Below are 24,066 nucleotides of genomic sequence, written 5' to 3' on the forward strand. Positions count from 1 at the left end.
AACTTTACTGTATACGGTGAAGGGCCAGTTTGGCCAGATTAATCAGAGCCTGACGATATTCCGAGTCAGGTAATGTCTGCAGGGCATGAATTGCCGTTTCAGTTTCTTCAGTCGCGCGTTGACGACAATAATCCAGTGCACCAGATTGATGGACAATTTGAATGACTTGTTCCAGATGTTCAGTCCCGCCAGTGGCAATGCTGCGGCGGATGATTTCATGCTGCTCGCCAGAGGTATTTTTGAGTGCCGCAATCAATGGCAGGGTCGGTTTGCCTTCCATCAGGTCATCGCCGATATTTTTGCCTAGGGTTTCAGCATCGGAAGTGTAATCTAGAATGTCATCAATAATCTGGAAAGCATTGCCGAAATGACCGGCAAAGGTTTTTAAAGGTGCACGGAATTCGTCTTTACCCGACAGAATCGCAGCGCCTTCGGTTGCCAGTTCAAACAGGCGCGAGGTTTTGCCATGAATGATATTCAGATAGGTTGCTTCGCTGGTTTCTGGCTGGTGCTGGGATTGCAACTGTAGCACTTCACCTTCAGCAATCTCGCAGGTACCGGTCGAGAAATCTTTCAGCAAGACCATATTGTTCAGATCGACCAGCAGATCAAAAGCACGAGAAATCAGAAAATCACCGACCAGAACAGCAGTCTGGTTGTTCCATGTTGCATTGGCAGTCGGGCGGCCACGACGCAAACCGGATTCATCCACCACGTCATCATGTACCAGGGTCGCTGTATGCAGCATTTCAATAATTGCGGCCAGCTTGCGATGTGCTGCTAAATCTTCAGCACCACAGGCCTTGGCAGCCAACAGGCACATAATCGGACGCATGCGTTTGCCACCGGCTTCCACCACGTGTTTGCTCACGGCCATCACCAGGGCGACTTTTGAAGTAATTCCTTCATTAATGAATGTATCCATCGCAGCAAAGTCGTTAGCAACAGGAGCGAGAATGTCTTGCTTAAAGTCGATGGTCATGTGAAAGAAAACCTCTAGTCTGGTAAATCGCAGGTCGTAGTTTAACAATTTATAACATGAGTGAAACCTAAGAAATGCATAAACTCCACTAAAAATCAGCTTTTTATAGATCTTATTCAGATTCGAACTATATTGGCTGCCCTAAGAAATCAGGAATGCTCAGCAAAGTGACGGTATTTCTCCGGCTGAGTATCTTAATCAAACTGGTCGAATTGCTGCTGTATTATTTTGTTGCTGAATATATCTTGAGTGTTTGATTTGATGGAAATTATTTAAGTGTTAAACAATTAGCACATACCTGCCATTATTATTTCGGTAAAATGGCTTGTTGTTTTTTTGAATATCCCTTAAAATCCTCGCCCTTAGATATCCCCCAGTGGCGTACGTCTTAAGATCGATATCTTCCTTTATCGGCACGACGACACGGGCTTGTTTGGAGTACATTATGTACGCAGTAATCCAAAGCGGTGGTAAACAACACCGTGTAATCGAGGGTGAAACCCTTAAAGTAGAATTATTGAAAGCTGAAACTGGCTCAACTATTACGTTTGATGACGTATTGATGCTTGTAAACGGTGAAAGCATTCAAATCGGTGCACCAGTTGTTGCTGGCGCTACTGTAACTGCTGAAGTAGTTAGCCATGGTCGTCACGACAAAATCCGCATCATCAAAATGCGTCGTCGTAAACACTACCGTAAACAACAAGGTCACCGTCAATGGTTCACTGAGTTGAAAATTACAGCTATTTCAGGCTAATTACGAGGAGTAAATAGACATGGCAACTAAAAAAGCCGGTGGTTCGACTAAAAACGGTCGTGATTCGAATCCTAAAATGTTAGGTGTTAAAATGTACGGTGGTCAATCTGTGACTGCTGGTAACATTATCGTTCGTCAACGTGGTACTGAATTCCACGCTGGTCAAAACGTAGGTATGGGCCGTGACCATACTTTGTTTGCGACTGCTGACGGCGTAATCAAATTCGAAGTGAAAGGCCAGTTCGGTCGTCGCTACGTATCTGTTGAAGCGTAATTCGCTGAAATAGAAATAGAAGCCCACAGTTGCTGTGGGCTTTTTTTATGTCTGAAAATTGACCGGCAGATTAAGCGATATTCAATCATGTAAAAATTGCGTCCGAATCTTCATCATGATGAACAAAAAAATGGATTTCGAATTAATAATAATACAAAAGTTCTTATTTTCTATCATTTTAGCTTTTAATTTTGGTTTAAGATGAGACATCAAATAAATTGCGATCACGCAAAAATATAAAGGTGAAATTATGAATATGCTTCGTAAAACCGTCTGTGCTATGGCTCTGGGTGCAGTGACTTTAGCACCGGTGATGAGTACAACCGTGTTTGCTGCACCTGTGGCAGCGTCGGAGCAACAGGCCACTGCCAGTCTGGTGAAACAGCTGAATTATGTACGTAGCATGACGGCAAATTTTGAACAAAGCACCAAGATAACCAATCCGAGAGCGACCCAGAAAAAAGGCTTGAGCGCACAACATATGAATCAGACCTTTAAAGGGGTGATGAAGGTTGAGCGTCCGGGTAAATTCTATTGGGAAACCACTGCACCATCGAAGCAAACCATTACCACGACTGGTACAACAGTATGGATTTATGATCCGGATTTGCAGCAAGCAGTTCGTCAAAACCTGGATGAGCAAGTTGCCAATACACCGGCTTTGCTTCTGTCAGGAAATACCAGCCAGATTATGCAGTCTTACCGGGTGACCCAGCCGAATAAGGGAAAAACCTATTACACGCTGTATCCTAAAAATACCGATGGCATCTTTGAGAGCCTGACCATCAGTTTTGGTGCAAACAAGGCACCTAGCTTGATGATCCTGCAGGATTCCTTGGGACAAACTACCCAGATCAAATTCAGTAATGTAAAAGTGAATAGCAGTATTCCGGCTTCTACCTTTAACTTTACTCCGCCAAAAGGTACGGACATTATTGATCAATAATGAGACGTAGCAAGTAAAACAAAAAAGCAGCCGATTCAGGTTGCTTTTTTTATTGCCGCTGATCAGGCAGAGTAGGGACAGACTACAAGTTTCAGCTACTTCCGGGCAGTGGAGAGTATTAGTATAAATATACGCGAGTCAGTGAAATTGCAAAATTTTAGGAGCTCAGAATGAAGGTGAAGCGGTTTGCTTTTTTAAAGATCTGTCCGGTCTTATTCATGAGTCTGGCTGTGCTCGGCTGCCAGCCGCCAGCCAATTCAGTTGCAACGCTCGCGCAAACAGATCAGCTGATGACGATTGAAGCCAAGACTGTGCCGGTCAAAGGGGCAGCCCAAGTGGTGTGTGAAAAAGAAGGCTGTGTCCGTTTTGACTTGCATACCCTGGACACCAATCTTGACTGGATTGATGACTATTTTATAGCGCGTATTCGGGATACCGAGCCGGTTGCATTCACCAGAGTCACCCAGAAAAATCCTAAAAAAGCCGATGAGCCCCATTATCTGGATCAGCGTTTGATCAAGGTCGAGTTTATTGCTCAGCGTGATCATCTGGCGACTTTTGCCTTGAAGAGTTCCAATCTGGCGCGGAACAAGGCGGCGTCATGGCAACATGTGGAATATATCAATTTTGATCTGAAGCAGAAAAAGCGTCTGGCCTTGCATCAATTAATGTCAGGTGGTGCCGAGCAGAAGCTGCTTAAGGCCTTATATCGGGCCAATGCGCGCTGGCTGGATCAGCAGGGAATTAATCTGCAGCAGTTCAAGCTGAGTGATAATTATTATTTTGATCAGCAGGGTCTGGTGATGGTTTATCCGTCAGGTGAATTGAGTTCGGCAACAACCGCGATGTCTGAATTAAATCTGTCCTATGCCGATTTAAATGAAGTGATCCGGCCTGAATATTTAGCCATTTTACAGTCCAGAACGTCTTAAATATTGTGCTAATAGGGCACAGCTGTGGTGGTAGTCACTGTATTTTTTGGCGTTAAGAGCTTACACTATAGCCAGTTTTTTTCTTCTCCAAAGATTGATTATGATCGACCCGAAATTACTCAGAAACAATATTGAGGCTGTAAACTTAGCCTTGGCAAAACGTGGTGTTCAACTCAATGTTGAAGAATGGGCATCCCTGGAAGCGCGCCGTAAAGAAATTCAGTCCAAGACAGAAACATTACAAGCTGAACGTAATGCGGGTGCAAAACAAGTTGGTCAAATCAAGAAAGCGGGCGGCGATGCTTCTGAAATTATGACACGCATGTCTGCGATTGGTGATGAAATCAAAGCCGCTGAAGCAGCACTGGCTGAGCTGCAAGCGGAGCTTGAAGAAAAGTCATTGTCTATTCCAAACTTGCCAGACGAATCTGTACCGGAAGGCAAAGATGAAAGTGATAACGTGGAAATCCTGAAATGGGGTACACCACGTCAATTTGATTTCGAGATCAAAGACCATACCGATCTTGGTGAAATGATGGGTGGGCTGGAGTTTGAAACTGCGACCAAATTGACCGGTTCACGTTTTAGCGTATTGAAGGGCCCATTGGCACGTTTACAACGTGCACTTACCCAGTTCATGCTGAATACCCATACCGACCAAAATGGTTATACCGAAGCCTATGTACCGTATTTAGTGAATGCCGATTCGCTCCGTGGTACAGGCCAATTGCCAAAATTTGAAGAAGACCTGTTTAAACTTCAAGGCGAAAAAGAATTCTATTTAATTCCGACTGCTGAAGTGCCAGTGACGAACTTCGTGCGTGATGAAATCATTGATGCAGATCGTCTGCCACTGAAATATGCAGCACATACCCCATGTTTCCGTAGTGAAGCGGGTTCTTATGGCCGTGATACCCGTGGTTTGATCCGTCAGCATCAGTTCGACAAAGTAGAAATGGTTCAGATTGTTAAACCTGAAACGTCTATGCAGGCACTGGAAGAATTAACCGGTCATGCAGAAGGGATCTTGCAGGCATTGGGTCTGCCATACCGTAAAATCATCCTTTGTGGTGGTGATATGGGCTTTGGCGCAGTAAAAACCTATGACCTGGAAGTTTGGGTGCCAAGCCAGAATACTTATCGTGAAATTTCATCATGCTCAAATATGGGTGATTTCCAGGCGCGTCGTATGAAAGCGCGTTATCGTGCTGACCAGAAAAAAACTGAATTTGTCCATACCTTGAATGGTTCAGGTCTGGCAGTGGGCCGTACCTTGCTTGCAGTGATGGAAAACTATCAGCGCGCAGACGGTTCGATTGAGATTCCTGAAGTATTGCGTCCATATATGGGTGGTGCGACCTCTATCGACTAATCGTTGATATTGGCATCGCTAAATGTGCATGAAAATTGCATAGACAGTCAGATTCAAAATTTTGAGGTAGTTCGTGGATATTTTTCCAATCTCGTTAAAGTTGCAACAGCAACCTTGTCTGATTGTCGGTGGTGGACATATTGCTTACCGCAAGGCGGTTCTTCTACAAAAAGCAGGCGCGGTCATTGATGTGATCGCACCTGAAATTGAAGAAGGTCTACTGCATATTGTGAAAGGTAGCCAGGGACAATATGTCCAGGCGGCGTTCAGTCCCGAGATAGCACTCCGCCCATATCGTCTGGTAATTGCCGCGACGGATGATGCAGATACCAATCGGCAGGTTTTTGAGCTGTGTGAAGCAGAGAATGTGCTGGTCAATAGTGTCGATGACATTCCGCATTGCCGTTTTATGGTGCCCGCGATTATTGACCGTTCACCATTGGTCATTTCGGTGGCATCCAATGGCACCTCGCCAGTGTTGTCACGTCAGATCCGTACTCAGCTTGAAACGACGATTCCACATGGTATGGGGAAACTGGCCGAGTTTTCAGGGAATTGGCGAAGTCGCGTAAAAGCTAAAATTGTCAATCCGGATCAGCGCCGTATTTTCTGGGAAGAGCTGTACGCCAGTCCGCTGAAAGAGCAGGTATTTAACGATAATATTGCTGAAGCAGATCGTCTGATTGAGCAAGCACTACAAGAATGGCAACAGCCGAAGGGTGAAGTCTATCTGGTGGGTGCTGGCCCTGGTGATCCTGAGCTGTTAACGCTGAAAGCTTTACGTCTCATGCAGCAAGCCGATGTGGTGATTTATGATCGCCTGGTGTCTGAGCCGATTATGGATTTGTGTCGCCGTGATGCGGAAAAGATCTATGTGGGTAAGGCGCGCTCCAATCATGCAGTTCCGCAAGAAGGTATTAATGCCTTACTGGTCAAATATGCCAGCGAAGGCAAGCGGGTGTGTCGCCTGAAAGGCGGTGATCCATTCATCTTCGGGCGTGGTGGCGAAGAAATTGAGGAACTGTTTGCGGCAGGCATCACTTTCCAGGTGGTGCCGGGAATTACCGCAGCCTCAGGTTGTTCTGCTTATGCCGGTATTCCATTAACCCATCGTGATTATGCACAGAGTGTGCGTTTTCTGACCGGGCACTTAAAAGAAGGTTCGCCAGAACTGCCGTGGCCTGAGCTGGTTTATGAAAACCAGACGCTGGTACTATATATGGGACTGGTGGGACTGGAAAAAATCTGTGCGCAGTTAATTGCCCATGGACAACGCCCCGATATGCCGGTAGCGCTGATTTCTAAAGGCACTACGCCTGAGCAGAAAGTTGTGGTGGGAACCCTTGCAGACATTGCCTCCAAGGTATCTGAACATCAGATTCAAGCACCGACCCTCACCATTATTGGTGAGGTGGTTCGCTTGCGTGAACAACTGCAATGGCATGAGCGAGGATAAGCAAAGCACTGCTTTGCCCGAGCGCAAGACGAAGGCTGCGCCCGAGTAAAAGGATAAGCACAAGTTCGCTTTTTGACTGCAAGACGAAGGCTGCGCCTGAGTAAGAGGATCAGCACAAGTTCACTTTGTTTGACTGCAAGACAAAGGCTATGCCTGAGTAAGAGGATCAGCACAAGTTCGCTTTGTTTGACTGCAAGACGAAGGCTGTGCCTGAGTAAGAGGATAAGCAAAGCACTGATTTGCCCGAGCGCAAGACGAAGGCTGCGCCTGAGTAAGAGGATAAGCACAAGTTCGCTTTGTTTGACTGCAAGACAAAGGCTGCGCCTGAGTAAGAGGATAAGCACAAGTTCACTTTGTTTGACTGCAAGACGAAGGCTGTGCCTGAGTAAGAGGATATGAGGATTGATCTTATAGTCCGAATGCAGGCACAAGTTGTAGTTGAAAAAGATCGTGCGGATTCGCTATTTGATCTAAAAGTCGCAGGTTGTATCTAAATGAAATGTATAAAGTGAGAAATAAGTGATCCACGTTGTTTTATATGAGCCCGAAATTCCTGCAAATACAGGCAATATTATTCGTCTGTGTGCCAATACGGGAGCACAGTTGCATCTGGTCAAGCCGCTAGGTTTTGAACTGGATGATAAAAAACTGAGACGTGCCGGTCTGGATTATCACGAATATGCACGTATGCAGATTTGGGACACGATCGAAGATTGTCTGGCCGATCTTGCAAGCAAAGGCATTGCTCTAGATGCGGTCTATCCACTGACCACCAAAGGCACTGAAACGCCACATACCTCGGACTTAAACCGTCCTGTAGCATTGCTGATGGGGCCAGAAACGCGCGGTCTGCCTGAACATGTTCGGATGATGTTTCCGCAACAGCACTGGATTCGTTTGCCGATGGCAGAGAATTCCCGCAGTCTCAACCTGTCCAATGCCACGGCCGTGATTGTGTATGAAGCCTGGCGTCAGCAGGGTTTTAAAACACTCTAAGCTTAAATTTACAATAATTTAAAAAGCTGCCTTTGGGTGGCTTTTTTATTTGCTAGGATAGAGAAAGACAATTGATTGGAATAAGAAGGATATACGCGTGAAGCCGATATTAAAATTTGCCTTGGCCTGTTGTATTGGAATGACTGCTTTACATCTCGGTGCGCAAGAAGCAAGTGATGTAATGGGGGGAACGCAACAAGTTCAGCCGATTACGCAAGCCGAAATACGGCAGGGCTTGACTGACATGCAGCAACGCTTAGATACGCGGATCGACAACTGGGGACAGACTCTGACTGCAGACGATTTTGAATGGACCTGGCGTGGACGTAAGTTGAAGCAGGCAAAACGTCAGGAAGTTTGTGATATTTTTCAGGGCGTCGTAAATGAAATGTATCAGCTGGCGCTCAAGAATAAAGCCAGACTAAATCCGGAAGAGCAAAAATTATTGTCCAATAGAAGTCTGTTTATTGAAAAACTTGGTTATGAAAATAATCGGGTCAACACCCAGATGGGTTTTGATTGTCGATTATTTTAACTAAAAGCAACAAGTGAAAAACATAAAAAAGGCGCTTAAAGCGCCTTTTTTATTTGAACTGGAACGATATTATTTATCGTCAAATTCGTTGTGCTGAGGTGCAGGATGCTTGAAGCCCTTGGTCTTATAACCCAGGTACAAGATACCGCCAAATGCCCAGATCAGACCATACTTCAATGAGGTTTGATCAACTTCGAGCCATAAGGCAAATACTGCAATGAAACCTGCCAGTGGTACCACCACAAAGTTCAGAATTTCTTTTGCAGTTTTGGTACGACCATCACGTAAAGCATAGCGTGAAATGACAGACAAGTTCACAAAACTGAATGCTGTTAATGCACCGAAACTGATCAGTGAGATCACAAAATCCAGGTCCATGAAGCCAGCCGTTAAAGCTACAGCACCGACAATCATAATGTTATAAGACGGTGTGTAGTTTTTTGGGCTGATATGACCAAAGATCTTCTTGTTGATCACGCCATCACGACCCATCACGTACATCAAGCGAGATACACCTGCATGTGCAGAGATCCCAGATGCCATTACGGTAATGATTGCAAAACCAAGTACATAGGCCTGGAATAATGAACCACCGACCAGCATCAAGATTTCCGGCTGAGTTTCAGCAATATTCTGGAAATATGAACCCGGATTATTCGGGAAGTAAATCTGCATGAAGTAAGTACTGATAATGAAAATAATACCGGCGATTAAAGCGGTCAAGAAAATCGCTTTAGGCAAGGTTTTTTCAGTATCTTTGGTTTCTTCAGCCAGCGAGCTTAAAGAGTCAAAACCGGTAAAGGAGAAGCACAATAAAGTAGCACCGGTAATTAATGCACCGACTGAGGTAAGTTCATTCCAGAACGGTTCCAGGCTCCAGAGCTGGTAGCGTTGCTCGGCCGTGATCGGGCCATCGGCATTAAAGCCGGCTTGGAGCTTGCTGTAGACCATCCAAGTAAATACCGCAATGACAATCAGCTGTACGAAGACGATCATACTGTTGAAGTTTGCTACAAAGCGCGCCCCACGTAAGTTAACTCCGGTCATAAATGCGGTTAGTACCACCACCCAGACCCAGTGATTCACATCGGGGAACAGGGCTTCCAGGTAAATTACCGCAAGAATGATATTGACCATTGGCGACAATAAATAATCGAGCCAAGATGACCACCCCACCATGAAACCCACATTCGGGTGAATGGATTTTTGCGCATAGGTATAGGCCGAACCCGAAGAAGGGTAGCGGCGAATCATATGACCATAGCTCAAGGAGGTTAACAAGATTGCAATCAGTGCAAAAATGTAAGAGGTAGGGACGTGGAAGTTACTTTCTTCAGATACCAGACCGAATGTATCAAACAGGGTCATGGGTTGAATATAAGCTAAACCAATAATAATGATGTGCCAGAGTCCCAGCGTTTTTTGCAGTTTAGCTGCCGATTGAGTCCCAGAGATATTAGTCAACGGCGTTATCCTCTTAATCGTTGATCAAGGATCAGTCATATTTATAAGGATCGTTTGAGACGAACGATCCCCCCTACAGTTTTCTATAAAAGTCCGCCAATCTACTTGAAAAGAAGGGCTTTTACTAGCAATTTTTTTGACTTCTGAGGTGCATAAAGTGTGCCATTCAGTACAACAGAATGATTTTCTTCTGCAAGATAAAAGCCCGATGTCTAAAAAAACATCAGGCTTGAATTTTCGCTATATTGGCTTATTTTTCAGTAATTACCAAGCCTTTTTTAAGATAGATTTCAAATCTTCCAGCGTGGCTTCTTTCGGATTGTAAATGATAGAACCATCATTCAGGGCTTTCTCCGCGACCTCATCCAACTGTGCTTCAGAAATCTTGCCGGTTTCACGTAATGTACGCGGCAATTTGGTCAGGCTGTAAATGCGGTCTCGCATGGTCAGAATGGTGGCAATGGTTTTGTCAGCACGTAAATGTGCGGGGGTTTGTGCATAAATATCGGGGCCGGCCAAAGGGAGCAACAGATCAGCAATCTTGTCGCCATTGACTTCTTTGTTGTATTCCAGCACATAAGGCAGGAACAGGTTCATGCACAGGCCATGTGGCAGGTGTGCAACCGCACCAAGCGAGTGTCCAAGTGAGTGTACAATTCCCACCATCGAATTGGAAAAAGCAATACCGGCCATGGTTGAAGCCTGTGCCAGTTCCAGACGGCCTTGCGCATCAGCAGGATTGTCCAGCACATTGAATAGATGGGCACTGATCTTCTTGACTGCGGCGGTTGCATAAGCATCCGAAATTGGATTGGCAGCCATGCAGGTATAAGCTTCGACCGCATGGGTCATGGCATCCATCGCTGTCATCGCGGTTAAATGTGCTGGCAAGGTCTGGGTCATGCGCGGATCTAAAATCGCTGCATGTGGCATCAGATAATATGAGGCAAATGGCATTTTCACATTTTTTTCAGTATCGGATACTACCGCCACCATAGTGACTTCCGAGCCTGTACCGGAAGTTGTTGGAATCACAAAAAATGGCTTCAGCGGCTTAGGCAGGTTATGCGCACCTGAATATTTCAGCAGGTCATCACCCCCTTCAGACACCAGAATATTGGTCGCTTTTGAGGTATCAATCACTGAACCACCGCCTACGGCAATGATCGCATCGCAGTTGTTGTCGCGGTACAGCTGAGCAGCGCGACGCACTGTACCTAAGCTGGAATCGGGTGGCACATCATCAAAAATCGCTGCGATCGTTGCATCAGCCATTTCAAAGGCCGCTTCAATGGGTATCAGCAGATTGTTGGCACGCACACCTTTGTCGGTAATGATCAGAGGACGTTTTGCGCCTAAGGTTGCAAGTTCAAACGGAATATGTTCTAACGCGGCATGACCGGCAATGACTTTGACCGGACAAAAAAATTCATAATAAGGTTTAGCCATGTTATACACTCCGTTTTAAATAGGATTGAGCGATTTTCAGGTAAATGCTGCTCGCTTCAGTTAATTTTTCTTTTAAGCTCAGATTGTTTGGATATTCTTTGACGGCCAGTTGTGCCACCAGTTTCGGTAAAATCAAGGCTTCCATTTTATTCAGGCAGCGTACCAGACGAATGGCATTAGAAATATCACCATCAGCAATCATGCGGTCATTGGCAAAGGCTTGAGAAGTACTTTCCTGAAAAGAAAACACCAGAAAGGCATGGTGTAGATGCTTGAACGTAATGGTTAAGTCCGGTGCCTTTTCCAGATTTTTGACCAGTTCCAGCTGTTTGTCCTCGGTGACGCGTGCCACAAAGGCCGGGCCATTCGGAAAAACTTTCATGGACAGACTGAAATTCGCCGGAAAATGAGCAACTTCCTGTTTGATTTCATCATCTACCTGACTTGCCATGACCAGACCGCGGCCAATCACATCCATCATGAGTTTGACATAGGCAAGCTGCAAGGCGGGTTTTACGGATTTTGTCGTAATCACGTGATAATCCCTATCTCAATATTATTAGTTTAGAGTAAATACTCTAATTTATTTGCGGGCGAAATGCAAAGGCTTTATCTTTGCTCGACAGTTACCTGATTAAAGTACCCGCTGTTGCGCAAAGTTTCAATAATTTCACTACATAACTGGCTGAATTGCGGCGGTTGTTGTAGCAGGTCACTGATGCGAACCATTTCCAGTCCGGCATAACCACAAGGGTTAATCGTATTAAATCCACTCAGGTCACAATCCAGATTCAGGGACAGGCCATGATAGCTGCGGCCTTTACGGATTTTAAAACCCAGTGAGCCAATCTTGCGTTCAGCGACATAGACGCCCGGTGCATCCGGTTTGGCATAGGCCTCAATACCATATTTTTTCAGTAGGTCGATCATCAGGTTTTCAGCATAAGAAACTAGTGTGCGCACATTCCAGCCCAGACGGTTCAGGTCAAACATGAAGTAAGCCACCAGTTGCCCCGGCCCATGCCAGGTCACCTGACCACCACGATCGCTCTGAATCACCGGAATATTGCTGGGTATCAGAATATGTTCTGGCTTGCCGGCCTGTCCTTGAGTGAGTACCTCCTGATGCTGCAAAATCCACAATTGATCCGGACTGTGTTGATCACGCGTTTCTGTCAAGGATTTCATTTCCAGAAAACGATCTGCATAAGGTGTTAGGTCGTTATATTGGCGAATAATGAGGGAGGGTTTTTGAACCGCATCTGTCACAGTGTGCGTCCTTAGAAAATTAAATAATACTGCCAATAATTATAATGATTTCAGCGGCAGATAGGGGAGTGATTGCTCGTCATTGTCTACAGTAAATTCATAAGCATAAAAAAACACGCCCATGAGCGTGTCTTTTTTATGCAGCCGGCATGAAGCAAAATCAGGCTTAAAGCGCAGTTTTGATCAGCGGACAAGCGGCCAGGTCGGCATATACGGCATGAACCTGTTCCAGTTCTAGAAAACGTAACTGGGCAGTGATCGAATGATATTTACCTGTACGCGAAGGCGTAACGGTCATTTTACTGCCATCAAATTCAGGAAAATGCTTTACAAAGATCTCATTTACCGCCTGATGCAGCTCAATACCAGCAAGGCCAATCAGTTTGATCGGATAGTCCATCGGGAACACCCAGAGATGTTCCTGTAATTCACGAGAAGGTGTACGGTCTAACATGGTAGTCCCCTTATTTGAAACGCCTGCAATCATGCAGGCGTTTGGGTCTGTCTTGGCTAGTTAAAATGGAGACCCTGAAGCAAATTTCAAGTCTCCAGAACAAGCATCAAATCTTAATCATTCTCAAGGAATGAGCGTAAGTGTTCTGAACGTGATGGATGGCGAAGTTTACGTAGTGCTTTCGCTTCAATCTGACGAATACGCTCACGGGTCACATCAAACTGTTTGCCCACTTCTTCCAGAGTATGGTCGGTCGGCATGTCGATACCAAAACGCATTTTCAGGACTTTGGCTTCACGTTCAGTCAGGTTTTCCAGAACTTCACGTGTTGCTTCTTTCAGGCCTTCAGACGTTGCAGCATCAATCGGTGATGTGATGTTGCTGTCTTCAATGAAGTCACCCAGATGCGAATCTTCATCATCACCGATCGGAGTTTCCATCGAAATCGGCTCTTTGGCGATCTTCAATACTTTACGTACTTTGACTTCGTCCATTTCCAGACGTTCGCCCAGTTCTTCAGGAGTCGGTTCACGGCCCATTTCTTGAAGAAGCTGACGGGATACACGGTTGATCTTGTTGATCGTTTCGATCATGTGTACCGGAATACGAATGGTACGTGCCTGATCCGCGATCGAACGGGTAATTGCCTGACGAATCCACCAGGTGGCATAGGTCGAGAACTTATAACCACGACGGTATTCAAACTTGTCGACCGCTTTCATCAAACCGATGTTACCTTCCTGAATCAGATCCAGGAACTGTAAGCCACGGTTGGTGTATTTTTTCGCAATCGAAATTACCAGACGCAAGTTGGCTTCAACCATTTCTTTCTTGGCGCGACGTGCCTTGGCTTCACCGACCGCCATACGTTTGGCAATGTCTTTGATACCTTTTACATCAAGACCGAGTTCTTTTTCAATATCGGCAATCTTCTGCTGGAATGCCAATACATCCGGACGTACTTTTTCCAGATAGCCTTTCTGGTCTGCAGGCGTTTTTGCAATCTGTTCATCTAACCAGGCCGGATTCGATTCCTGCCCCGGGAAGCTGGTACGGAACTGGGTACGGTCCATACGGCCACGACGCACGGCATAACGCATCACTTCACGCTCCGCACCACGGATCTGGTCATGCGTACCACGAATCATTTCAGAAATGATGTCGAACAGACGCGGCGTGAATTTGAACATCATGAATACAGTCGCCAGTGCTTCAAGTGCCACATCGGCTTCTTTGCTGTCACGACCATGTTTCTCAATCGTTGCTTTGGTATTTAACCAAGCATTTTCCAGTTCAGTAAAACGCGCTTTGGCAATTTCAGGATCGGGGCCAGAATCTGCTTCAGAATCATCTTCAGTTTCAGCTTCTTCTTCCTCTTCATCATCGTCCAGTTTTACATCTTTGGTCGATTTTTTCGAAGCTGTATCATCTTCAGCAATAACTGCTTCTTCTTCTAGAACTTCAGGAATTTCTTCATCAGATTCAGGATCTAAATAACCTGATAACAGGTCAGCAAGACGGCGTTCGCCTGCTTCATAATCTTTATATTCTTGCAGTACAACTTCTACCGCATTTGGCCAGTAGGCAATTGAATGCAGAACGTCACGAATACCTTCTTCGATACGTTTTGCAATACTGATTTCGCCTTCACGTGTTAAAAGCTCAACAGTACCCATTTCACGCATATACATGCGGACTGGGTCAGTGGTACGACCTGGCTCATTTTCTACAGATGCAAGGACTGCTGCAGCTTCTTCTTCTGCAACTTCGTCGGCAGCTTCTGCAGTATCCTCGAACATCGTATCATCAGATTCAGGCGCGCGATCATGTACAGGAATACCCACGTCATTCAGCATTTGAATGATGTCTTCAATCTGCTCGCTTTCTGTGATGGAGTCCGGTAGATGATCGTTAACCTCAGCGAAGGTTAAGTAACCTTGTTCTTTGCCTCGGCTAATCAGAGCCGCTACTTGAGAAGTAGGGGAAGTCATATCGCTCATCTTTTGCTTACTCTTCGTTGAATCTGTGACAGGAAAAACCGTACAACTGTGCACGATTTAAGCTCATTAAATTTATTGAATAGCTTACCTATTTCATCAGAGGATTCAGCATGAAAGCTGTCTGATAAAATATTTAAAATGAAATTCAGTAATTTAAGATGGGGATGAATTTGTTATTTTCAAGTCCAACCCCGGCATCTCTGTATCTGACCAAAAAATGTGTAGTCAAAAAACATAAGGACGCAGGGTGGATTATATCATGCCACACAATGTACTTCGAAAAAAAGCCCTAATTACAAATTTAAAATACGAAAATTTAAATAAAACTTGACTTGTAAATTCAGGCAAGATAAATAGCGCTAAAACCTTTACATTTTTCACTATGAGGAAGTTTTAGTGTCTTCTACAGATTTTGAACTAGATGATAACTTCGGTGAGGATGATGTTAATTTCGATGAGGCTTCTAGCAAGCTCAGTGCTAAAGAGTCGTTGGAAAAACGTCGTCTGATCGATGATCTGCTGACCCAACGTCGTTTAGAGCGCGAACTCAAAGATTTTGACTATGACTTCGACGATGACGACGATTTTGATGACGAAGATTAACGAATTCGGATTTAGCATGGCCTGAATAAATGCTATGCTAAACCTTTCGGTTTTCTAAGTTTGGATGTTAGATGAGTGCTTTAGATTTAGACCTGTTGAGTGAATATCTAGATGGTGACCAAAATGAACATGGTCTAGATTTCGCAGCAACCCATGGTTTCTTATGTGCTATTGCAGTAGGCCCAAAATTTGACAAATGGCTAGACGAACTTTTTGATAGCAATCAAAAGAAAGTGCCTGCAGAAATCATCACTCAGGTGCAAGCATGGTTAGAGTCTATCCGTCAAAGCTTAGCCAATGAAGAAGGGATTACATTCCCGTTTGAAATTGAAGAAGCAGATACCGAATCAAGCTTGGGTGACTGGAGTGTGGGCTTTGTCGATGCCATGTTCCTGAATGAAGAGGCTTGGTTCACTGAAGAATTTGAAGAGCAGCTGGTTGATTTAACTCTGCCAATCATGGTCTTCAGCGGCATTGATGATGAAGATCCGCAAATGGAAACTTTCCGCCGCAATGGCCAGTTAATGGACGAGCTTGCAGAAGAAATTCCAGAAAACCTGAATGAATTGTACCTGATGTATCACACACCAGAATAATTCATAAAAAAAGCACCTTAAGGTGCTTTTTTTGGCTTTGCAGCTTGGCCACCCTGTTTGATCCCATCCTGTTTGATCTTAGTGGCCCTTTAACTTGATACGCTTATTCAGGCTATAGCGGGCATAGCCATTATAGGCGATATGAAACAGCAAGCCATGCAGGGCAATCGCTCCTGCCATCAGAAATGAATTCGGACCTCTTCCGGCATACGCTATATTATTCAGGATGTGTTCGGTGTGTGGATGCATCCAGATCACTATCCATATAAAGATCAGCCCAAATGTAATCGCAATCACGGTAGAGCCCCAGACCAGTTTGCTCTTTTCCTGCTTGCTGGGTAAGCGCTGTTCTTTCTTGACAAAATATCGGGCACTGAGAAAGGCAGACGCGATCAGGGCAGGGATCAGCAGGATGATGCCCAGGTTGAGCGTATAGATAAGTACGCCCACCAACAGAACCAAGCTGAGATAAACGGTGGCAAAATATTTAAGATAGTGCGACATCGTTCTAGCCTCCTTATGCTGAGGTCTATTCAGGATGGACGATTTTTGCGCTGCTGTCTACGGTATAAAATCCAGCCAATAATGATAACCACAATAGCAATAATCAAATAGCTGACCTGACTAAAAATTTGCTGCATCAACTCTTGGTTTTCACCGAAGTAAAATCCGACACAGGCCAGAAAAGTGGTCCAGATGATGGTGCCCAGGGCGCTATAAAACATGAATTTCCAGAAAGGCATCCGGCTCATGCCGGCAGGAATGCTGATCAGTGAGCGGACTGCAGGAATCATGCGGCCGAAGAATACAATCCGGTGCCCATAATGCTCAAACCAGCTTAATGATTTTTTCACATCAGCTGATTTGATAAATAAATATTTGCCATAACGGTCGACAAATTTAAAAATGGATTCATGGTTGAATCTGTAACCGACCCAGTACAGCACGGCTGCTGCCAGCAGGGAGCCGATACAGCCGGCCATGATCACACCCATTAGCATTAACTGGCCCTGAGAGGCTGAATAACCGGCAGAAGGCATGATGATTTCGGAAGGGATTGGCGGGAAAACATTGTCAAGAAACATGAGCAGGGCAATACCCCAGTAACCCAGCTGTTCCATGACGGAAATAATCCATTCAGTTAAATTCATAGTATGGTCAAAATAAAAAATACTGCCTGTATCCTAAGCAGTATTTTATGTGCGGTAAAGTCTTGGAATATAAATGACGAGGCAGAATCAGCTATGGGTTAAGGTATAAATATAGACTTTGCGTAAGCCATAGGCCAGACAGATCGGTAAAAGACTCAGCAGCATAAAATGAATTATGCTGATATTGGTATGGTAGCCAATGAACAGGGCTAAAATCGCACCAATCATTGTTCCCAGAATAACCACAAACAAATGGGACTGGCGTTCAAGCTCGTCATTCATCTGGTCAATTCGTTGTCGTTTTATATTCTCTTTGGGTTGAAACTGAACCAGATTATCTGGATCTTGAGCAAGTGAACCTGTCATTTTATATTCCTTTTCATTTAAAATTTTAAGTTAATAATGAAAGACTTAGCTTAAAATGGACTTTTCAATAGACTAACAATCTTGTTGAGGAAAAAATGCAGTTCTTGGTAAGAAATTGGTAAGAGTTTTATTACAGCTGTAATTTTTATGTAAATAAAAAACCCTCCGAAGAGGGTTTTTATATATTGGTTTACAAAAGGCTGGCTTAAAGGCGTTTACGTTTTGCTGCCAAAATTTGTGACTGACGCATACGGAAACCTTCTTTTTGTTTTTCACTGGTCTTGTCGATGCAATAGACACAAGATACACCATGTTCATAGCTTGGCAGTGCCACTTCTTCAGGCAGTAGCGGCCAACCGCAGGCATGACACTTGGTATTTTGACCTTCTTCAACACCGTGGGTAACTGCTGTACGGCCATCAAATACGAAGCATTCGCCTTCCCACATACTTTCTTCAGCAGGGGTTTCTTCCAGGTATTTTAAAATACCGCCTTTCAGGTGATAGACCTCTGTAAAGCCTTCCTGCAAAAGAAGTGATGTTGATTTTTCACAGCGAATCCCGCCAGTACAGAACATCGCAATTTTCTTGTCTTTGTGTTGTTCCAGGTTTTGTTTTACATATTCTGGAAATTCACGGAAGGATTCGGTTTTTGGATCAATCGCGCCTTTGAATGTGCCAGCTTTGTATTCATAATCGTTACGAGTATCGACCAGAATCACGTCATCACGTGCAATCAGTTCATTCCATTCTTTTGGATCGAGGTAGTGACCGACCAGATCACGCGGTTTTACTTCCACACCCAAAGTCACGATTTCTTTTTTCAGTTTAATTTTCATTTTACGGAATGGTTTTTCAGAACTGTCTGATTCCTTGTATTCCATTTCGTTAAAGCCTTCATTTAGAAGGAACTGGTGAATTTGATCAATCGATGCACGGTCGCCTGCAACCGTACCGTTAATCCCTTCACCCGCTACAATGAGTGTTCCACAAAGGTTGATTGTTTTTACCAAGTCTAAAAGACGTTGCTGAAGACCGGCAGGATCTTGAACTTCTTTGAATTGATAAAGTGCGGCAACAACCCAACCTGAGGTCGCTTGCTGTTCTACAGGTGCAAGCTGTTCTACAGTAGCGTTCATGGAATACTCCAACGTAGCATGATAATTTGAAAGGCGCATATTTTAGCGTGATTCGAGTGAATAAGCGAGTAAAACACGGCTCTTTTAACAGGCTTCAATTCATGGGGGAGAGCGTGTATAGTCATGCCCGGGCCGAGGTTTTATGCCGTTTTAGGCAGTAATCAGCTACTGAAAATTCAGTATCGTTGGAGTATGTTTTGAGTTCAGATCGTCGTATTGCATCTTTAACCCCATGTGCAGGGCGTTGCTCGACCGTATTTGGTGATGCGGTATGTCGTGGTTGCCGCCGTTTCAATCATGAGGTCATTCACTGGAATGCCTATAGCACTGAACAGCATCATGCCGTGTGGCAGCGTCTGGATGCCCAATTAGATCAGATTCTGGTGCCCATGCTCCCGCATGCCGATCTTGTCCAGGTGCAGAGCTTTGTCCTGTCGAAACGTGTGCGTTTGCGTGAGGATGCATCCAGAGGGCGTAAGCTCTATCATGCATTGAAATTGTGTGAAAAGAACCGCCATTTTACCGATGCAAGCGGCTTGGGAATTCATTACAAGCAGGTACGTCCGCTCTGGGATGAGTTTGAGCGCCGGATCTTGGCCTTGGCCACTGCAAGTTATGATCTGGCTTTTTTACGTGCGGATAGCATCGGCCAGCGTCTGATTCAGATGCAAGAAGAGAACTAGATTGTCTTTCTTGGACTGCAGAATATCAAGGACTAAGGGGGCAGCATGAATATTAGTGAGTATCTCTTGTATTGCCTGGCTGTTGTGGTGATGATTGCCACGCCTGGGCCAGTGATGCTCCTGGTGGCCAGTGCCGGTCTCAAAGGTGGTTATGCAGCGGCTTTAAGAACCATCTTTGGTACCAATTTAGCCTCACTGCTCCTGATTGCTTTATCAGTATTAAGCTTGAAAGGGTTGCTGGTGATCAATCAACACTGGCTGGATGCCATCAAGCTGCTCGGCTGTCTGTATATTGGCTATCTGGGGCTGCAAATATTCCGCGAGGTGATCTTTCAACAAGCCGAATCAACTCAAAAGACCTTATCTCCGGTACGTGGCGGCTTTCAGCAGGGTTTTCTGGTCGGTATTTCCAATCCCAAAGATATTATTTTCTTTGCGGCTTTTTTCCCGCAGTTTATTGCTATTACATCTGATCTCGATTTGAGTCTCATGATCTTGACCCTGAGCTGGATCGTACTGGATTTTCTGACTTTATCTATGGTGTATTTGGGATTTAATCGTTTATCACATTCTCGGTTGTATCCGTATTTGCTGGCTCTGTGTGGCCTAATTTTGCTCATTATTGCGCTTTACGGCATTTATCAGATCCTGATTTAAAAAAGTACTGCACAGTTGGAAGGTTGTTGCCTGGTATATGCGTTAAAAATCATGCTAAGGTAAAATCAAATAAAAATTGAACAGACCAGCATGTCTAAAACAGTACTCAAGCCAGATCATCCATTCTCACCGCTGTTATTTATTCAACCTGCTGTTATTCAGATTCTTCAAATTATTGGAATGGCTTTAATTGCTATCAGTGTCCTCTATCTGCTGGCTGCCAACTGGTGGATGCTGCCCAAATTTGTCCAGCTGTTTATTCCTCAGGTTTTGTTGTTGGGCTCGGCGCTGCTGAGTATACGTTTTGCTGAGAAAGAGAAATTACGCCAAAGTATGGATACGGTATCCGGCTTGATGCTGGGCTTAAGTCTGGCGGTGATCGGACAGATTTATCAGACTGGTGCGGATAGTTATCAACTATTTTTGCTTTGGGCATTGTTGCTCTTGCCTTGGTTGTATCGGCCGAATATCGGTATTTTTGCTTTATTTTGCGTGGTCAGTCAGCTGGCGCTTTATTTTTATTTTAAGCAAAGCTTTTGGTTGGTGCGTGCTGAAACTGCCTATCTGCTCGGTCTGAATTTGTTGACCGGGCTAAGTCTAATCTATGCATTACGCTCTTATCCGGTTTTGCGTTATCTGTTGATTGCCGTGGTGGTGCTTATTTCGCTATGGAGCATGTTGCGATTTATCGATGTGGATTCGCTCTGGTATCTGTGTTCGGTACTGGTCTTACCCCTGTTAGTGAGTGCTTATTTCTATACCCGGCAGCGACAGCTGGAAACCAGTTTGCTGATGGCAGGGCTGGCACTCAGTTTGAGTATTCTGATTTTTGACCTGACTGAGCAATATTTACAAAATTCCGCAGCAGGCTTGTTGGTACTGGCCTTGCTGATATTTGGCTGGTTCGCGGCGATTAGCGCGCTGCTGATGAAACTGTTGCCCAAGAGCCGCTTCTCGGTCATTCCACTGGCTTTAGGTGCGTGGATTGCTGGTGTGATTTTAGCCATGTTATTGCTGACTTATTGGGAAAGTTTTTCCATCCTGATGGGGCTAATCTTCATTGCAGTGGCATGCTGGCTGATTCGTAGCGCGCCTTCGGTTTTTCTACGACAGCTGGCGTATTGTCTGTGGGTCTGTGGTCAGGCGGCTGTCCTGATTCATACTGAGATATTGACTGATAGCTTGTTACTGATCTGGCTCATACAGTTGGCTATGAGCTTGGCAAGTATCATGCGTCGCATGCATTGGCTGGTGGTCTTGTTGCAACTATTACTTGCTCATGCGTTAGCAATAGCTGTTTTAATCGAACAGCATTCATTTTCGGATGAACATCTCATCACCTGGGTCATGCTGTTGAATTACAGCACTTTGACAGGAGCTTTACTTACTGCAAGACGATGGCTCGCTTCATGCTATGCCAAAACGATGCATCTGTGGATGATCAGTATTCTGGCAGCAACGGCCATGTTTCAATGTTTGTTGCAATTTGACGTGGCGCAGCAACTGTATCCGCGCGGCGTAGATGAATTGATTGTTTTCTATATCTTGCCCGTGATTTGGCTGCTGAGTTTTATTGGCATACATCTGAAGCAATTTTCACTGACAGCGCTCTGGTTGATTCCTGTTATGGGCGTTTTGCTGATTGCGCTGGGTTATTTTGAGATTTTTATCATTCTGGTCTTGCTGGCCTGGGCAATGGTCAATCGACAAGGACTGATGCAAGCCTTGTTGATCTTGCTGCTGATCTTCTGGTTATGGCTGCTGTATTACAATCTCGGGCTGAGTTTTTTATTTAAAAGCATCAGTATTTTTGCTTCAGGTCTGCTGGTTTTGCTCTTGGCTTCTGTATTGGATTCACCGAAATTTCAGTCGAAAACAGGAGTAGCCTTATGAAAAAGTTCTGGGCATTACACCTGAGTATTTTTAGCATTGCCTTATTTGTGGGTCTGATTGTTCAGCATGAATGGCACTTAAGAAATAGCCAGAGTATTTTCATAGAATTGGCACCCGTCGATCCACGTTCGATGCTGCAGGGCGATTATATGGCGCTAAATTATCAGCTGCATTTTGCTGCTATGGCTACGGATGCAAGTTCTCCAAATCCAGCAAGTTCAGACATTCGTGTTCAAGATTTCAAACATCAGTCTCAGGTCATGAGCTATATACTGTTAGATGCCCAGCGACGGCTGATTAAAACCAGTTTTGATCCGCGGCTGTTACAGGCCTATCCGGCATCTTCCGCCCAACTGCTGTTAAAGAATCCACGCAATAGTTTTGAGGCTTTGTATCCCGCAGCAAACAGCTTTATGTTCGCCGAAGGCCTGGAGCCGTGTTATCGCAATGCCAAATTTGCTGAAATCAAGCTTCAGGAAAATGGCAAGGCTTTGCTGCTGGATCTGGTCGATTCGCAGTTAAAGCCCTTAAATTGCGAAAGTTGGAAAAACTGGCGACAGGGCAGTTGAGTACTCACAATATTCTGGGCATAAAAAAGCCCGCGATGTGCGAGCTTTGGAATATCTGGTCAAATCGGCTTATGCGACTTGTACCGGAATACAGTTGGCAGTGTGGCTAACTGTGTTGTTTGGATTGGCATAAACCAGACGCGGCTGATGTGCATTGGCTTCTGCTTCGGTGAAATCACCAAAGGTTGCAATAATCACGATATCGCCAACATCGGCCTGATGTGCAGCACCGCCATTGACTGAAATAATGCCTGAATTGTCTTCGCCACGAATTGCATAAGTTGCAAAACGTTTACCATTGGTCACGTTCCACACATGAATTTCTTCGTATTCACGAATGCCAGCCAAATCCATCAAAACGCCATCAATTGCACATGAACCTTCATAGTGTAATTCTGCATGTGTAACGTGAGCGCGGTGAATTTTGCATTTTAATAAACGAGATAGCATGGCTAGCGTCCCCTGAGTTGACCTAAGAGTTTGATCATATGGTTAAATCAATCTTGCTTGCTGTATGGTGAACAATCGAGCAGAGGCATTTTGCGCTTAAATGAACTTTCTGGCAAGCGGAATTGTCCAGCAATTTTTGAATGCTTAGTTCGGCTTGTAGGCATTGATTTGATTCATGGCTTGCTGTACTTCGCCATTGACCAGCATTTTGGTACGTCCCAGTGCATGGGAAATCGCATCATCCATCAAATTCTGTTCGCTGCTTGGGGCTTTGCTGAGTACATGACCGGAAACACGATCTTTGGCACCAGGATGGCCGATTCCGATTCGCAGGCGATGGAAGTTCGGACCGATATGCGGCACGATATCGCGCAGACCATTATGACCACCGTGACCACCACCTGTTTTCAGGCGAATGACACCGGGATTCATATCCAGTTCATCATGGGCGATGAGTATGGCTTCGGGTGCGATATTGTAGAATTTGGCGAAAGGAACAACACTTTTACCGGAAAGGTTCATAAAGGTTGTTGGTAGAAGGAGACGGACGTCTTGACCTTCGATATTGCCACGACCGCTAAATCCATTGAATTTCGGGTCTTTTTTGAGGTTAATGCCATATTGTCCTGCAAGGCGTTCTACGAACCAGGCCCCTGCATTATGGCGGGTTTGGGCATACTCAGAACCTGGGTTGCCCAAACCAACAATCAGTGAAATATTTGACACTAATTACACCATTAACACTTATGCGCGTTTGAAGTCAGCGTGCATAGGCGTGTTTTTAGCTGGGTGACGTTGTAAAGCTTGGATTTTAACGCTTTCAACTTTACCGTCTACTTCAATTTCGATAACTTCTTCGAAGAATGAATTGTTTTCTAGGAATTTAACAAGCTGACGAAGTTCAACAGTTACAGCTACAGGAGCAGCTTCGCCACCGTAGATGATTGCTGGTACTTTAGCAGCATGGCGAAGGCGGCGGCTCGAACCTTTCCCTTGTAATGCTACTTCACGTGCTTCAGCGTTTAATACGAAGTTTGCCATGATAGACATCCTATTTAAGTTTTAAATGAACTA

28 protein-coding genes are annotated in these 24,066 nt (G+C 44.9%); 14 read left to right on the forward strand and 14 right to left on the reverse strand.

From position 1 onward, the window contains the following. Positions 1–4: 4 nt before the first annotated feature. A complete protein-coding gene (sdsA, locus tag AC3IT7_RS03645; protein WP_489249431.1) occupies positions 5–982 on the reverse strand; it encodes an All-trans-nonaprenyl-diphosphate synthase in 978 nt (325 codons plus the stop codon). 445 nt (positions 983–1,427) lie between these two features. Here sdsA and rplU point away from each other — a divergent pair, with 445 nt between their 5' ends. The 8 genes from rplU to AC3IT7_RS03685 all read left to right on the forward strand — a co-directional run bounded on the left by rplU (position 1,428) and on the right by AC3IT7_RS03685 (position 8,250). Next, the gene (gene rplU, locus AC3IT7_RS03650; RefSeq protein WP_005097776.1) at positions 1,428–1,739 is read left to right on the forward strand and encodes a 50S ribosomal protein L21; all 312 of its coding nucleotides are present in this window, start codon (positions 1,428–1,430) and stop codon (positions 1,737–1,739) included. A gap of 19 nt (positions 1,740–1,758) precedes the next feature. Continuing rightward, a complete protein-coding gene (gene rpmA, locus AC3IT7_RS03655; protein WP_005097774.1) occupies positions 1,759–2,013 on the forward strand; it encodes a 50S ribosomal protein L27 in 255 nt (84 codons plus the stop codon). 250 nt (positions 2,014–2,263) lie between these two features. After that, complete coding sequence (gene lolA, locus AC3IT7_RS03660) at positions 2,264–2,959, forward strand: outer membrane lipoprotein periplasmic chaperone LolA (protein WP_218209285.1); 696 nt, start codon at positions 2,264–2,266, stop codon at positions 2,957–2,959. A 218-nt stretch (positions 2,960–3,177) separates the two neighbouring features. Next, on the forward strand, positions 3,178–3,891 hold the full coding sequence (locus tag AC3IT7_RS03665; protein ID WP_489249432.1) for a DUF3298 domain-containing protein: 714 nt from the start codon (positions 3,178–3,180) through the stop codon (positions 3,889–3,891). Between the two features lie 100 nt (positions 3,892–3,991). Beyond that, the gene (gene serS, locus AC3IT7_RS03670; RefSeq protein ID WP_489249433.1) at positions 3,992–5,263 is read left to right on the forward strand and encodes a serine--tRNA ligase; all 1,272 of its coding nucleotides are present in this window, start codon (positions 3,992–3,994) and stop codon (positions 5,261–5,263) included. A 73-nt stretch (positions 5,264–5,336) separates the two neighbouring features. Continuing rightward, complete coding sequence (gene cysG, locus AC3IT7_RS03675; RefSeq protein WP_489249434.1) at positions 5,337–6,719, forward strand: siroheme synthase CysG; 1,383 nt, start codon at positions 5,337–5,339, stop codon at positions 6,717–6,719. A gap of 519 nt (positions 6,720–7,238) precedes the next feature. Continuing rightward, positions 7,239–7,715 (forward strand): tRNA (cytidine(34)-2'-O)-methyltransferase, encoded by a 477-nt coding sequence (locus AC3IT7_RS03680; protein ID WP_489249435.1) that lies wholly within the window; start codon positions 7,239–7,241, stop codon positions 7,713–7,715. A 139-nt stretch (positions 7,716–7,854) separates the two neighbouring features. Beyond that, positions 7,855–8,250, forward strand: a complete 396-nt coding sequence (locus AC3IT7_RS03685; protein ID WP_489249971.1) for a hypothetical protein — start codon at positions 7,855–7,857, stop codon at positions 8,248–8,250. A 69-nt stretch (positions 8,251–8,319) separates the two neighbouring features. Here AC3IT7_RS03685 and AC3IT7_RS03690 read toward each other — a convergent pair whose 3' ends face one another. The 6 genes from AC3IT7_RS03690 to rpoD form a co-directional block, all read right to left on the reverse strand. Continuing rightward, positions 8,320–9,714 (reverse strand): APC family permease, encoded by a 1,395-nt coding sequence (locus AC3IT7_RS03690; RefSeq protein ID WP_489249436.1) that lies wholly within the window; start codon positions 9,712–9,714, stop codon positions 8,320–8,322. A 264-nt stretch (positions 9,715–9,978) separates the two neighbouring features. Then, complete coding sequence (locus AC3IT7_RS03695) at positions 9,979–11,163, reverse strand: iron-containing alcohol dehydrogenase (protein WP_489249437.1); 1,185 nt, start codon at positions 11,161–11,163, stop codon at positions 9,979–9,981. Between the two features lies 1 nt (position 11,164). After that, positions 11,165–11,698 carry a hypothetical protein gene (locus tag AC3IT7_RS03700; RefSeq protein ID WP_489249438.1) on the reverse strand — a complete coding sequence of 178 codons (534 nt, stop codon included), beginning with the start codon at positions 11,696–11,698 and terminating at the stop codon, positions 11,165–11,167. Positions 11,699–11,772: 74 nt separating this feature from the next. Continuing rightward, on the reverse strand, positions 11,773–12,432 hold the full coding sequence (gene lipB / locus AC3IT7_RS03705) for a lipoyl(octanoyl) transferase LipB (protein ID WP_489249439.1): 660 nt from the start codon (positions 12,430–12,432) through the stop codon (positions 11,773–11,775). Between the two features lie 166 nt (positions 12,433–12,598). After that, on the reverse strand, positions 12,599–12,886 hold the full coding sequence (locus AC3IT7_RS03710) for a YbeD family protein (RefSeq protein ID WP_004814884.1): 288 nt from the start codon (positions 12,884–12,886) through the stop codon (positions 12,599–12,601). Positions 12,887–12,999: 113 nt separating this feature from the next. Next, the gene (gene rpoD, locus AC3IT7_RS03715; protein WP_489249440.1) at positions 13,000–14,886 is read right to left on the reverse strand and encodes an RNA polymerase sigma factor RpoD; all 1,887 of its coding nucleotides are present in this window, start codon (positions 14,884–14,886) and stop codon (positions 13,000–13,002) included. A gap of 396 nt (positions 14,887–15,282) precedes the next feature. Here rpoD and AC3IT7_RS03720 point away from each other — a divergent pair, with 396 nt between their 5' ends. Together AC3IT7_RS03720 and AC3IT7_RS03725 are read left to right on the forward strand one after the other, a co-directional pair. Continuing rightward, entirely contained in the window at positions 15,283–15,489 is a 207-nt protein-coding gene (locus AC3IT7_RS03720) for a PA3496 family putative envelope integrity protein (RefSeq protein ID WP_004280622.1), read from the forward strand. Between the two features lie 71 nt (positions 15,490–15,560). After that, positions 15,561–16,085: a YecA/YgfB family protein gene (locus AC3IT7_RS03725; protein ID WP_411686037.1), complete on the forward strand. Its 525-nt coding sequence runs from the start codon at positions 15,561–15,563 to the stop codon at positions 16,083–16,085. A gap of 78 nt (positions 16,086–16,163) precedes the next feature. On the opposite strand, the gene AC3IT7_RS03730 is transcribed toward AC3IT7_RS03725, so the two are convergent. The 4 genes from AC3IT7_RS03730 to trhO all read right to left on the reverse strand — a co-directional run bounded on the left by AC3IT7_RS03730 (position 16,164) and on the right by trhO (position 18,740). Beyond that, positions 16,164–16,589 (reverse strand): ABZJ_00895 family protein, encoded by a 426-nt coding sequence (locus AC3IT7_RS03730; protein ID WP_489249441.1) that lies wholly within the window; start codon positions 16,587–16,589, stop codon positions 16,164–16,166. A 29-nt stretch (positions 16,590–16,618) separates the two neighbouring features. Beyond that, the gene (locus AC3IT7_RS03735) at positions 16,619–17,236 is read right to left on the reverse strand and encodes a DedA family protein (RefSeq protein ID WP_489249442.1); all 618 of its coding nucleotides are present in this window, start codon (positions 17,234–17,236) and stop codon (positions 16,619–16,621) included. A gap of 87 nt (positions 17,237–17,323) precedes the next feature. After that, positions 17,324–17,602, reverse strand: a complete 279-nt coding sequence (locus tag AC3IT7_RS03740; protein WP_489249443.1) for an FUSC family protein — start codon at positions 17,600–17,602, stop codon at positions 17,324–17,326. A gap of 205 nt (positions 17,603–17,807) precedes the next feature. Beyond that, positions 17,808–18,740 carry an oxygen-dependent tRNA uridine(34) hydroxylase TrhO gene (gene trhO / locus AC3IT7_RS03745; protein ID WP_475654683.1) on the reverse strand — a complete coding sequence of 311 codons (933 nt, stop codon included), beginning with the start codon at positions 18,738–18,740 and terminating at the stop codon, positions 17,808–17,810. A 197-nt stretch (positions 18,741–18,937) separates the two neighbouring features. Between trhO and AC3IT7_RS03750 the strand changes: the two genes are divergently transcribed. The 4 genes from AC3IT7_RS03750 to AC3IT7_RS03765 all read left to right on the forward strand — a co-directional run bounded on the left by AC3IT7_RS03750 (position 18,938) and on the right by AC3IT7_RS03765 (position 22,542). Continuing rightward, positions 18,938–19,423, forward strand: a complete 486-nt coding sequence (locus AC3IT7_RS03750) for a DUF1289 domain-containing protein (RefSeq protein ID WP_489249444.1) — start codon at positions 18,938–18,940, stop codon at positions 19,421–19,423. Positions 19,424–19,468: 45 nt separating this feature from the next. Beyond that, a complete protein-coding gene (locus AC3IT7_RS03755) occupies positions 19,469–20,080 on the forward strand; it encodes a LysE family translocator (protein ID WP_489249445.1) in 612 nt (203 codons plus the stop codon). Between the two features lie 90 nt (positions 20,081–20,170). Next, entirely contained in the window at positions 20,171–21,973 is a 1,803-nt protein-coding gene (locus tag AC3IT7_RS03760) for a DUF2157 domain-containing protein (RefSeq protein WP_489249446.1), read from the forward strand. After that, on the forward strand, positions 21,970–22,542 hold the full coding sequence (locus AC3IT7_RS03765; protein WP_489249447.1) for a GDYXXLXY domain-containing protein: 573 nt from the start codon (positions 21,970–21,972) through the stop codon (positions 22,540–22,542). Before AC3IT7_RS03760 ends, AC3IT7_RS03765 begins: the two co-directional genes overlap by 4 nt. A gap of 69 nt (positions 22,543–22,611) precedes the next feature. Here the strand turns inward: AC3IT7_RS03765 and panD are convergent, their stop codons facing one another. From panD to rplY, 3 genes are all read right to left on the reverse strand, one after another. Then, positions 22,612–22,992 carry an aspartate 1-decarboxylase gene (panD, locus tag AC3IT7_RS03770; RefSeq protein WP_004280606.1) on the reverse strand — a complete coding sequence of 127 codons (381 nt, stop codon included), beginning with the start codon at positions 22,990–22,992 and terminating at the stop codon, positions 22,612–22,614. 144 nt (positions 22,993–23,136) lie between these two features. After that, positions 23,137–23,718 (reverse strand): aminoacyl-tRNA hydrolase, encoded by a 582-nt coding sequence (pth, locus tag AC3IT7_RS03775; RefSeq protein WP_489249448.1) that lies wholly within the window; start codon positions 23,716–23,718, stop codon positions 23,137–23,139. Between the two features lie 18 nt (positions 23,719–23,736). Beyond that, entirely contained in the window at positions 23,737–24,033 is a 297-nt protein-coding gene (gene rplY, locus AC3IT7_RS03780) for a 50S ribosomal protein L25 (protein WP_489249449.1), read from the reverse strand. Positions 24,034–24,066 lie beyond the last annotated feature (33 nt).

It is taken from the genome of Acinetobacter sp. KH_038 (genome assembly GCF_057839405.1).

Coding starts and splice junctions, on each gene's coding strand:
- AC3IT7_RS03765 (WP_489249447.1), top strand. CDS start 21,970: ATGAAAAAGTTCTGGGCATTACACCTGAGTATTTTTAGCATTGCCTTA.
- AC3IT7_RS03685 (WP_489249971.1), top strand. CDS start 7,855: ATGACTGCTTTACATCTCGGTGCGCAAGAAGCAAGTGATGTAATGGGG.
- AC3IT7_RS03760 (WP_489249446.1), top strand. CDS start 20,171: ATGTCTAAAACAGTACTCAAGCCAGATCATCCATTCTCACCGCTGTTA.
- rpmA (WP_005097774.1), top strand. CDS start 1,759: ATGGCAACTAAAAAAGCCGGTGGTTCGACTAAAAACGGTCGTGATTCG.
- serS (WP_489249433.1), top strand. CDS start 3,992: ATGATCGACCCGAAATTACTCAGAAACAATATTGAGGCTGTAAACTTA.
- AC3IT7_RS03710 (WP_004814884.1), bottom strand. CDS start 12,886: ATGTTAGACCGTACACCTTCTCGTGAATTACAGGAACATCTCTGGGTG.
- trhO (WP_475654683.1), bottom strand. CDS start 18,740: ATGAACGCTACTGTAGAACAGCTTGCACCTGTAGAACAGCAAGCGACC.
- AC3IT7_RS03755 (WP_489249445.1), top strand. CDS start 19,469: ATGAATATTAGTGAGTATCTCTTGTATTGCCTGGCTGTTGTGGTGATG.
- AC3IT7_RS03725 (WP_411686037.1), top strand. CDS start 15,561: ATGAGTGCTTTAGATTTAGACCTGTTGAGTGAATATCTAGATGGTGAC.
- AC3IT7_RS03735 (WP_489249442.1), bottom strand. CDS start 17,236: ATGAATTTAACTGAATGGATTATTTCCGTCATGGAACAGCTGGGTTAC.
- sdsA (WP_489249431.1), bottom strand. CDS start 982: ATGACCATCGACTTTAAGCAAGACATTCTCGCTCCTGTTGCTAACGAC.
- AC3IT7_RS03740 (WP_489249443.1), bottom strand. CDS start 17,602: ATGACAGGTTCACTTGCTCAAGATCCAGATAATCTGGTTCAGTTTCAA.
- rplU (WP_005097776.1), top strand. CDS start 1,428: ATGTACGCAGTAATCCAAAGCGGTGGTAAACAACACCGTGTAATCGAG.
- AC3IT7_RS03730 (WP_489249441.1), bottom strand. CDS start 16,589: ATGTCGCACTATCTTAAATATTTTGCCACCGTTTATCTCAGCTTGGTT.
- panD (WP_004280606.1), bottom strand. CDS start 22,992: ATGCTATCTCGTTTATTAAAATGCAAAATTCACCGCGCTCACGTTACA.
- rplY (WP_489249449.1), bottom strand. CDS start 24,033: ATGGCAAACTTCGTATTAAACGCTGAAGCACGTGAAGTAGCATTACAA.
- AC3IT7_RS03695 (WP_489249437.1), bottom strand. CDS start 11,163: ATGGCTAAACCTTATTATGAATTTTTTTGTCCGGTCAAAGTCATTGCC.
- lolA (WP_218209285.1), top strand. CDS start 2,264: ATGAATATGCTTCGTAAAACCGTCTGTGCTATGGCTCTGGGTGCAGTG.
- rpoD (WP_489249440.1), bottom strand. CDS start 14,886: ATGAGCGATATGACTTCCCCTACTTCTCAAGTAGCGGCTCTGATTAGC.
- AC3IT7_RS03665 (WP_489249432.1), top strand. CDS start 3,178: ATGAGTCTGGCTGTGCTCGGCTGCCAGCCGCCAGCCAATTCAGTTGCA.